The following is a 9,491-nucleotide window of genomic DNA, read 5'->3' on the forward strand; positions in this document are numbered from 1 at the left end:
CTGCGCTGCCAGTTGCTGCTGCCCTCCGGCTGCGACGCACACGCACTCCTGCCCAAGCTGCGCCAGCTGGAAGAGGAGGACCCTCTGCTTCACATCCAGTGGAATGAAGCCTCAGCCGAGATTCGGGTGCAGCTGATGGGAGAGATTCAGCAGGAGGTGCTGCAAAGCGTCATCCGCGACCGCTTTGGGGTAGAAGTCCGCTTTGGTCCTGCCGCGATCTGCTATAAGGAAACCATTCTGGCCCCCGCCGAGGGAGTAGGCCATTTTGAACCTCTGCGCCATTATGCCGAGGTCCACCTGCTTCTGGAACCTCTGCCTCCCGGCAGCGGCCTGCGCTTTGCGAGCCGCTGCGGCGAGGATCAGCTCGCCCGGAACTGGCAGAGGCTGGTGCTCACCCACCTGGCCGAAAAAGACCATCCCGGCGTGCTCACAGGCTCCCCCATCACAGACGTCAAATTCACGCTGGTGGCAGGCAGGGCCCACTTGAAGCACACCGAGGGCGGCGATTTCCGCGAGGCCACCTACCGCGCCGTGCGCCAAGGCCTGAAAATGGCCCAGTGCCAGCTTTTGGAGCCTTGGTATTCCCTCCGGCTGGAGCTCCCGACCGACTGCGTGGGCCGTGCTATCGCCGATCTTCAGCGCATGGAGGCAGTCTTCGATCCGCCGGACCTCCAGGGCGAGCGCGCCGTTTTGACCGGCCGCGCCCCGGTGGCGGCGGTGGGGGCCTATGCGCGGGAGGTGGTTTCTTACACAAAGGGCCGCGGCCGCCTTACCCTCGCACTGCAGGGGTATGCGCCCTGCCACAACGCCGCTCAGGTCATCGCCGCCGCCGGGTACGACAGCGAGTCCGATTCCGAAGCCCCCACCGGTTCGGTATTCTGCTCCCATGGGGCCGGTTTTTATGTTCCCTGGGATCAGGTGCGCCGCCATATGCATGTGGACAGCGGCCTTTCTTTTGAAAAGCCGCGCCCGGCGCTTTCCCCGCCCGTGCGCACCGGGCCGGTGCATTATGCGGGCACACTGGAAGAAGACAAAGAGCTGGAGGCAATTTTTGCCCGCACCTTTGGTCCGGTGCAGCATCGCGATTTTCTCTATTATCAAAACGCCCGGCAGGCCGAGCGCCAGCAGGCTGCCGGGCCCCAGGCGCCCGTGCACGATTATCTCCTGGCCGACGGCTACAACCTTCTCTTCAGTTGGGACGATCTGAAAGAGCTCGCCCATCGCGACCTGGCCGCCGCCCGTCAAAAGCTGATGGATACCCTCTGCAACTACCAGGGCTTCACCCAAAGTACCGTGATCCTGGTGTTCGACGCCTACAAAGTGCCCGGCGGTGCCGGCGAGGTGGAGCGGTATCACAACATCTACGTGGTGTATACCCGCGAGGCCGAAACAGCAGACATGTTCATTGAAAAGGCCACCTATGGCCTGGCGGAGCGTCACCGGGTCCGGGTGGCCACTTCAGACGGTATGGAGCAGCTCATCATCCTGGGGCATGGGGCGCTGCGCGTTTCGGCAGCCGCCTTTCAGCAGGAAGTCGCCGCCGCGGAACAGCGGATTCGGGCGCTGATTGCCCCTACCTGAAACTGTAAAGCAGGCGCAGAAAGCCGGCGGCATACAACTGTGCCGCCGGCTTTGCTTTTTTGCTGAATTTTTCTTACGCACCAAAAAACTGCCGTTTTCCGGCTGGGCGTTACTCGGTACGCCCGTCGCCCCAGAAGAACAGGGCCACGGTGCCGGGGCCGGTGTGGCTGCCAATGGTCGTGCCCACGCTGTTGATCTCCACCGGCCCATTCAGCCGGGGAAAGCGCGCCTCAAGCAGATCAGCCACTGCACGGGCGTCCTCATAGCAGTCAGAATTCGAGATATAGCACTTGCCGCTGTATTCCAGCCCGCCCTCGGCATGCTGCTCCATCCGCTTCACGATCTCCCGGATCACCTGCTTTTTGCCCCGCACTTTGCTGCGGGGGATCAGGCGGCCCTGCGCATCCATATTGAGCAGCGGGCAGATTGAGAGGACCGTGCCGAACCATCCCGCCGCTTTGGTAATGCGCCCGCCCTTCACGTAAAAGGTCAGGTCGGTGGAGAAAAACCAGTGATGCAGCTGCAGTTTGTGCTCTTCAGTCCACTTGTACAGCTCATCCAGCGCCATGCCGGAATCCCGCAGGTCCGCAAGCTTGTCCATCAGCAGGCCGTAACCGGAGGAAGCGCCCAAAGAATCCACAATATAAATAGTTCGCTCTGGATATTTCTCAGCCAGTTCCGCCCGCGCCGCATTGGCTGAGTTGAACACCCCCGAGATCCCGCTGGAAAGGCAGACGTGCAAAATGTCCTTGCCCTGTTCCAAAAAGGGGGTAAAATACTGCACGAACTCCTCCACATTCACCTGTGATGTCTTTGTTTCCGCTCCCGCGGCCATCGCTTTATAAAACTGGTCAAAGGGCATGCTTTTACCCAGGTCGTCCGGGTATTGCTTCCCGTCAAGCTCGTAATGAAAACAAATATAGCAGATGTTCCGTTCGTCAAAATGCCGTTGGGTCAAATCAGCGGTGGAACAACAGCTCAGGATATAATCTGCCATAGGGTATACCTCTCACTTTCCTCTTGCCCCGTTACATTGGGCTGGGGCGGGCCACAAAATCGTTAGGTAAATTATACCATACCGTTTCCCAAAAGAAAAGCGACAAAGTCCGTTTTTTGTTCAGCCCCGCCCCCATCCAAAGGCCCCGCGGCCCGGCCAGCGGGCCGCCGCTCCCAATTCCTGCTCAATGCGCAGCAGGCGGTTGTATTTTGCCACCCGTTCCCCCCGGCTGGGCGCACCGGTTTTGATCTGCCCGGTTCCCAGCGCCACGGCCAGGTCGGCAATGGTAGTGTCCGGCGTTTCGCCGGAGCGGTGCGAGGCAATGGCCGTATAGCCTGCCCTCTGGGCCAGCCTGACCGCCTCAATCGTTTCTGTAAGGGTACCGATCTGATTGAGCTTTATCAAAATTGAGTTGGCGCAGCCCTCCTTGATGCCTTGCAGCAGCCGCGCGGTGTTGGTCACAAACAGGTCGTCGCCCACAAGCTGCACCCGCCCGCCCAGCGCGGCGGTGAGCTGCCGCCAGCCCTGCCAGTCCGCTTCGTCCAGGCCGTCCTCCAACGAGCGGACGGGGTATACCTCACACAACCGCGTCCAGTGCTCCACAAGCTGGGCCGATGTGAACGTCGCGCCGCTTTTCGGCAGCCGGTATTCGCCGGCGCGCCCGCTTTTCCACTCGCTGGCGGCAGCGTCCAGCGCAAGCACAAAATCCCGCTCTGGCTCGTAGCCGGCCCTCTCCACGGCCTGCAAGATCAGCTCAATGGCGTGCTCGTCCCCTGCAAGATCCGGCGCAAATCCACCCTCGTCGCCCACGCCGGCGGCAAGTCCCTTCTGTCGCAGCAGGGTCTGAAGAGCATGAAACACCTCGGCGCACCAGCGCAGCCCCTCGGAAAACGAGCTCGCTCCCACCGGCATCACCATAAATTCCTGCACATCCACCGTGTTGGCTGCATGGGCGCCGCCATTCAAAATATTCATCATGGGAACAGGCAGGGTACCGGCGGCCGCGCCGCCCAAAAAACGATAGAACGGCATTCCGTACGCACAGGCCGCTGCCCGTGCCGAGGCCAGCGAGGCTGCCAGTATGGCGTTAGCCCCCAGATTCGATTTATCCTGTGTTCCGTCCGCTGCCAGCATGGCCTCATCCACTGCCCAAAGCTCGGCCGCGCACTTTCCCCGCAGCGCGGCTGCCAGCGGTCCTTCCAGGTTCTCCACCGCTTTTCGCACCCCTTTCCCGCCATAGCGGCCGGGGTCACCGTCCCGCAGCTCCAGCGCTTCAAATTCGCCGGTGGATGCGCCGCTGGGCACTGATGCCCTTCCCACGGCGCCGCCCTTCAGCCGCACCTCGGCTTCCACCGTTGGATTCCCTCGTGAATCCAGGATCTCCCGCCCCGCTACCTGTTCAATCAGCAATTCACTTTTCATTTATTTATCCCCTCTCTGTTGTGCATCCTCTGCCTGTATTCTGATAATGTGGCGTTTTTTCGCCTTCAGTATACCAGCCCTTCCCCTCAGGCTGTGTTGCCGCGGCAACATACTCCCGCGAAGGCCTTTTGGGGTGCCGGGGCCAACCCGTTTAGCTTCCGTTGTTTTATCCCATACTGGCAAGCGGGAGGTGAACTACATGAAAAAGTACGTGTGCGAGGTATGCGGTTACATTTACAGCGAGGCCGACGGCGACCCCACCCAGGGTGTGGCGCCCGGCACACTTTGGGCGGATGTGCCCGCTGAATGGGTGTGCCCCCTTTGTCATGTGGGCAAGGATCAGTTTATTGCTGAATAACCTTATTGAACGGCGGCTTGCAAAATGCGGGCCGTCGTTCTCTGTTGTTCCTTCAAAGTAGGCCCCGAAACACGCTCCGCCCTCTCGCTGCTTTTTATATGCGGTATGATGGAAGCACCAACAAGGTTTTGAAAGGTGGTTCTATCATGAGTATGGAGTATCTGGAACAGTATTTTCGCTACTGCGCACTGCAAAAAAAGCTTGATGCAAAAACGCTTAAAGCATATCGCATCGATCTCGAACAGCTGGCCGCATATCTTCAAGCGAACGGGCTGGGCATAAACCGGGCTGCATTGGAGCAATACGTAGAACAGCTTTCTGCGCGCTGCAAGCCAGCTACAGTAAAGCGGAAATACGCTTCCATCCGGGCCTATTTCCACTACCTGGTATACGAAGAACTTTTGGACCGCAGCCCTGTGGAAAAGGTACGCCTGCAGCTGCGCCAGGAGGTCGTACTGCCCCGCCTGATCGAAAAAGACGCCCTGACCGGGATTCTCGACGCAGCATATGAAGCGCTGGAGGCTTCTGCTGGTGAATACAAGCGCTTTTTCTGCCTGCGGGACGCAGCTGTTCTGGAACTGCTGTTTGCTTGCGGCGCCAGGGTTTCCGAACTATGCCATCTTCGTGCCTCCACATTGGATCTGGAACGCCAGGTGGTCCGTATCATGGGCAAGGGCGGCCGGGAGCGCTGGGTCTATCTGTGCTCGCCCCAGGTTCTGGACGTGCTGGGCCGGTATCGCAGCGCCTGTCAGGCGCGTTACCCGGGCACCGTTTGGTTTTTTGTAAACCGCGATGGCAAGCGGCTATCCGAACAGTCGGTGCGGCGCATCATCGCGCGCTGTGCAAGCGCCGCCCAGATTGGGGGCCGCTATACGCCGCACATGTTCCGGCATTCCTTTGCCACCTATCTGTGGGATAATTGCGGCGATATTTACGAGGTCAAAAACATCCTGGGCCACAGCTCCATCAAAACGACCGAGCGCTATGTGCACGCCAGCCTGCAGCGCCAAAAGATGGTGCTTACCACTGCTCACCCCCGTCAATATCTCACCGTGCACACTGTTTCTTCTTCTGGCCCCGCACTTGCCGCTCTGCCAAAGCCGCCTGTGTTTGACATTGCCCCCAACAAGGAATAAATTGTCCCTGTTTGTATTGTTACAACAAAAAGGCAGGGCTGCGTGGCATGGGGCGCACCGCACCGCTCCTCTGCTTTGAGTATCTCCACAAGATTCGTGGGCAAACTATGGCAGAGGTGAATCATATGCTAAACGACGCCGAAATGTTGGGCTCTCTGTGCCAGGATGCAGACATAGGCCGCTCTGCCGCACAGCACATATTAAAACTCGTTCACAACAACGCCCTTGCTGGCACAATACAGGAACAACTTCAAGATTACGATCACGCCTACCAATCCGCCGCCCAGATTCTGTTGGAATCCCGCTGTAAGCCGCCAAAGCCAAAATCCGTTGCCAAAGCCATGACCGCCGTCAGTACTGAAATGCAGGCCATGTTCGACCCTTCTTCCTCCAAAATTGCCCAGATGATGATCCAGGGCAACACCATGGGCATTACCACCATTACCAAACAGCTTCACCAATATGAAGAAGGCAGCGAAGAAATCGTCGACCTTGCCCAAAAACAGGTTGAAATGGAACAGCGGAACATCGAGAATCTCAAAAAATTTCTGTAAATCACAGCCTGGCCGGGAACAAACATTTTCAAATTCAACATGTGCTTTTTTTACGGGCGCGGCCAAAAAGGGCAGCCAAGCCATAAACAGCTTGACTGCCTTTCCGCTGGCATATTATACCTTATAAAAATAGCCGCACCGCAGCGAAAGCTGTTCTGCGGTGTGCCGCCTTTTATCTCCCTCAGATAGGATAAAACTTCTTATCCAGCGCAATAAAAGCAATCATAAAACGGGGTTCGGTGCGAAAGCCAAGTGAACAGAAAAGACACGCGGTTTCCGCACCTGTTTTCTAAAACATTTCGGTGGATTTTAGCATTTTTATCTTTTATGACCTTTACAAAAATCCAATTTCGTATTAAATTTAAAATAGAATTGTTTGTTTATCCAAATCTTCCGCAAACAAATTCAAGATTTATTGTTCAACTTTGCAGTCGCTCCCCTCGCGGGGAGCGTGGATAGAAATTTGAAAACGCCGATCGCGATGAGCGCAATACCCAAGTCGCTCCCCTCGCGGGGAGCGTGGATAGAAATAAAGGTACATGCCCGCGCGACAGACGACCATGGGTCGCTCCCCTCGCGGGGAGCGTGGATAGAAATTATGTTGTACGCACTCAAAAAAGGAAGTGAGACGGTCGCTCCCCTCGCGGGGAGCGTGGATAGAAATAATCATCCTCAACGCCTCCAAACTCCGCCGTTTTGTCGCTCCCCTCGCGGGGAGCGTGGATAGAAATGTTGTGCTCGATCCGTCCCATGTGGCGCCGTAGAGTCGCTCCCCTCGCGGGGAGCGTGGATAGAAATCCATAGCACATGGAATAGGCGCCCGCGGCGGTTCCCGGTCGCTCCCCTCGCGGGGAGCGTGGATAGAAATTTTACATTCGTGGCCAGAGTTGACCAGAAGGCGAAGGTCGCTCCCCTCGCGGGGAGCGTGGATAGAAATAAAGAAAATGCCCCGCCGCCGCGGTCAGCGGAAGTCGCTCCCCTCGCGGGGAGCGTGGATAGAAATATCGTAATTAAGCGCATTGTAATTAAAGTATGTGTCGCTCCCCTCGCGGGGAGCGTGGATAGAAATTATTCATTGAAAGTCTTGTGGCTGTGGCTGACGGTCGCTCCCCTCGCGGGGAGCGTGGATAGAAATAGGACATCGAGGGCGTGGCACTTGCGGGCTTTGGTCGCTCCCCTCGCGGGGAGCGTGGATAGAAATACCGTGTAAACATTTACCTCTTTTGGCTTATATTGTCGCTCCCCTCGCGGGGAGCGTGGATAGAAATTTCAGTGACCCGCACAGCTCGCAAAAATGGCCGTGTCGCTCCCCTCGCGGGGAGCGTGGATAGGAATCAAAAGAAAAAGCCGCCATTCGGCGGCTGTAAAGGTCGTTCTCCTCATGGGAGGCGTAGATGAGAATGATAAGGTGCGTAAACTGCTGCCGTTTAGCGACGCATAAAAATTAAAAAAGTTTCCAAATCCAGAAGTGTATACCTTACAACAGAAACGGCCCAGGGAACCCGCTCCCTGGGCCGTTCTTTCTTGGTTGGGCTGGCGGGATTCGAACCCACGCATGCGGGAGTCAAAGTCCCGTGCCTTACCGCTTGGCGACAGCCCAGTATAGAAAAAAGCGAACTCTCGCGAATTCGCCTTTCCACTTTCAAATGGGGTGGCTAGTGGGGTTCGAACCCACGATCTCCAGATCCACAATCTGGCGCGTTGACCAGCTACGCTATAGCCACCATATGGTGCGCCCGGAGGGACTCGAACCCCCGGCCCACTGCTTAGAAGGCAGTTGCTCTATCCACCTGAGCTACGGGCGCTTAGTCGTTGTCCTTACCGGTCACGCTGCTTGAATATCATACTATAGGCAGGGGGCAAATGTCAAGGCTTTACGAGAAAAATTTCCGCCGTGGCCGCGCGCCCTCTGGCGCGGCCTTTTTGAATGTGTTATAATAATAAAACTGACCGTGACGCGCGCAGGCTGCCCTCACAAAACCGCGCGGCGCAGGATGGAAAGGATGGAAAGCTGATGTCGAACATTTGGCATGATATGAACCCCGCCCGCATCACCGCTGAGGATTTTGTAGCCGTGATCGAGATCGAAAAAGGCTCCAAGAAAAAATACGAGCTAGACAAAGAAACCGGTATGATTATTCTCGACCGGATCCTTTACACCTCAACCCACTACCCCGCCAACTATGGGCTGATCCCCCGCACCCTCTCAGACGACGGCGATCCCCTGGATGTACTGGTGCTCTCCAGCGAGGTGATCCAGCCCATGAGCTTGGTGCGCTGCTACCCCATCGGCGTGTTCACCATGCTGGACGGCGGCAAACTGGATGAAAAAATCCTTGCCATTCCCTTCAGCGACCCCACTTATAACACCTATCATGACATCTCAGACCTCCCCGCGCACATTTTTACCGAAATGCGCCACTTTTTCCAGGTATATAAAAACCTGGAGGATAAAGAAACGGTAGTGAACGAGGAGCAGGGCCGCGAGGCCGCTATGGAAATCATCGACAAATGCCGTGAAGCCTATATCGAGGCCTATTGCAAATAAATGATTCTTTTCCCCAGAAATACGCTGCCCGGAAGTCAATGCTTCCGGGCCTTTTTGTATCCCAAAACCACACGTTAGACGTGTGGTTTTGGGATACAAAAAACAGAGCGCCGCCCCAAAGGGCGGCGCTCTGTCTCTGCCAAACGCAGAGAGAGAAAAGAGAGTAGAGGATTGGAAAAATCAAAACAGGTCACAGCAGGCCCACACGGGTCATAAAGGCCTTGATCTGCGCTTCCTGCTCTGCGGTGGCAGGCAGGAAGGGCACCGTGCAGGTGTCGCTGATTTCAATGCCACGCAGCTGCATAGCGCGCTTGCTGATGGGAATGAAAGGGGTACCAATGGCGTACAGGTCCATCATCTGGTCAATGGTGCGCTGCCCTTTTACCATACCCTCCAGATCGCCCTCGCGCACGGCCTTGGCCCAGGCGCTGGTGATCTCAGGGGCCAGGTTGGAAAGGCCGCCGATGCAGCCATTGCCGCCGCTCATCACATTATGTATCAGATTGTCGTCGTAGCCGGACAGAATCTCGAACTCGGGGAATTCAGGCCGCAGGGCTTTGATCACTTCGCGGGTGTGCCCCATCTTTTCCACTGTGTCCTTCAGGCCCACGATGTTCTTGTGTGCCCGGGCCAGTTCAAGAATGATCTCAGGTTTCAGGTCGTAGCCGGTGCGGTCCGGGAAGTTGTACAGCAGGATATCGCCGTGAATGGCAGGGGCTACCTTACCGTAATACTCCAGCACACTGGCGTCGCTCAAGGCAAAGTAATAGGGCGGCACGATCATCACGGCCTCGGCGCCCGCGTCGATGGCGTAGTTCCCCAGTTCCACGGTCTCGCGCCAATCCATGCAGCTGGCGCCGATCAGCAGCCGGGTGCGGCCCTTGATGGTCTCGGC

General features: G+C 57.1%; 8 protein-coding genes, 3 tRNA genes and 1 CRISPR repeat array. Of the genes, 5 read left to right on the top strand and 6 right to left on the bottom strand.

Annotated elements, in window-relative coordinates; translation table 11 throughout:
- On the top strand, positions 1-1,581 hold a 1,581-nt coding region (locus tag ACMLHZ_RS09225), incomplete at its 5' end, for an NYN domain-containing protein (protein WP_418667451.1).
- A gap of 109 nt (positions 1,582-1,690) precedes the next feature.
- On the opposite strand, the gene ACMLHZ_RS09230 is transcribed toward ACMLHZ_RS09225, so the two are convergent.
- Both ACMLHZ_RS09230 and eno read right to left on the bottom strand, forming a co-directional pair.
- Positions 1,691-2,578, bottom strand: coding sequence for a DegV family protein (locus ACMLHZ_RS09230; protein WP_418667452.1), 888 nt, complete (start codon positions 2,576-2,578; stop codon positions 1,691-1,693).
- Between the two features lie 120 nt (positions 2,579-2,698).
- Positions 2,699-4,000, bottom strand: coding sequence for a phosphopyruvate hydratase (eno, locus tag ACMLHZ_RS09235; protein ID WP_418667453.1), 1,302 nt, complete (start codon positions 3,998-4,000; stop codon positions 2,699-2,701).
- A 199-nt stretch (positions 4,001-4,199) separates the two neighbouring features.
- Between eno and ACMLHZ_RS09240 the strand changes: the two genes are divergently transcribed.
- The 3 genes from ACMLHZ_RS09240 to ACMLHZ_RS09250 all read left to right on the top strand — a co-directional run bounded on the left by ACMLHZ_RS09240 (position 4,200) and on the right by ACMLHZ_RS09250 (position 6,048).
- Positions 4,200-4,358, top strand: a complete 159-nt coding sequence (locus ACMLHZ_RS09240) for a rubredoxin (RefSeq protein WP_418667454.1) — start codon at positions 4,200-4,202, stop codon at positions 4,356-4,358.
- Positions 4,359-4,504: 146 nt separating this feature from the next.
- Positions 4,505-5,494, top strand: coding sequence for a tyrosine-type recombinase/integrase (locus ACMLHZ_RS09245; RefSeq protein WP_418667455.1), 990 nt, complete (start codon positions 4,505-4,507; stop codon positions 5,492-5,494).
- Between the two features lie 47 nt (positions 5,495-5,541).
- Complete coding sequence (locus ACMLHZ_RS09250; RefSeq protein ID WP_418667456.1) at positions 5,542-6,048, top strand: hypothetical protein; 507 nt, start codon at positions 5,542-5,544, stop codon at positions 6,046-6,048.
- A 430-nt stretch (positions 6,049-6,478) separates the two neighbouring features.
- Positions 6,479-7,383: direct repeats of the CRISPR family, unit length 33 nt; unit sequence GTCGCTCCCCTCGCGGGGAGCGTGGATAGAAAT.
- Between the two features lie 190 nt (positions 7,384-7,573).
- Here the strand turns inward: ACMLHZ_RS09250 and ACMLHZ_RS09255 are convergent.
- From ACMLHZ_RS09255 to ACMLHZ_RS09265, 3 genes are all read right to left on the bottom strand, one after another.
- Positions 7,574-7,648 (bottom strand) — tRNA-Gln (locus ACMLHZ_RS09255).
- Between the two features lie 47 nt (positions 7,649-7,695).
- Positions 7,696-7,772 (bottom strand) — tRNA-His (locus tag ACMLHZ_RS09260).
- A gap of 4 nt (positions 7,773-7,776) precedes the next feature.
- A tRNA-Arg gene (locus tag ACMLHZ_RS09265) sits at positions 7,777-7,853 on the bottom strand.
- A 209-nt stretch (positions 7,854-8,062) separates the two neighbouring features.
- On the opposite strand from ACMLHZ_RS09265, the gene ACMLHZ_RS09270 reads away from it, so the two are divergent.
- Positions 8,063-8,596, top strand: a complete 534-nt coding sequence (locus tag ACMLHZ_RS09270) for an inorganic diphosphatase (RefSeq protein WP_177561831.1) — start codon at positions 8,063-8,065, stop codon at positions 8,594-8,596.
- A 190-nt stretch (positions 8,597-8,786) separates the two neighbouring features.
- Here the strand turns inward: ACMLHZ_RS09270 and ACMLHZ_RS09275 are convergent.
- Positions 8,787-9,491, bottom strand: a 705-nt coding sequence (locus ACMLHZ_RS09275; protein WP_418667457.1) for a dihydrodipicolinate synthase family protein, incomplete at its 5' end; no start/stop codon positions are given.

This window comes from Allofournierella sp. (assembly GCF_048388525.1).
Classification (GTDB): domain Bacteria; phylum Bacillota; class Clostridia; order Oscillospirales; family Ruminococcaceae; genus BQOK01.

Coding starts and splice junctions, on each gene's coding strand:
- ACMLHZ_RS09270 (WP_177561831.1), top strand. CDS start 8,063: ATGTCGAACATTTGGCATGATATGAACCCCGCCCGCATCACCGCTGAG.
- eno (WP_418667453.1), bottom strand. CDS start 4,000: ATGAAAAGTGAATTGCTGATTGAACAGGTAGCGGGGCGGGAGATCCTG.
- ACMLHZ_RS09240 (WP_418667454.1), top strand. CDS start 4,200: ATGAAAAAGTACGTGTGCGAGGTATGCGGTTACATTTACAGCGAGGCC.
- ACMLHZ_RS09250 (WP_418667456.1), top strand. CDS start 5,542: ATGGGGCGCACCGCACCGCTCCTCTGCTTTGAGTATCTCCACAAGATT.
- ACMLHZ_RS09245 (WP_418667455.1), top strand. CDS start 4,505: ATGAGTATGGAGTATCTGGAACAGTATTTTCGCTACTGCGCACTGCAA.
- ACMLHZ_RS09230 (WP_418667452.1), bottom strand. CDS start 2,578: ATGGCAGATTATATCCTGAGCTGTTGTTCCACCGCTGATTTGACCCAA.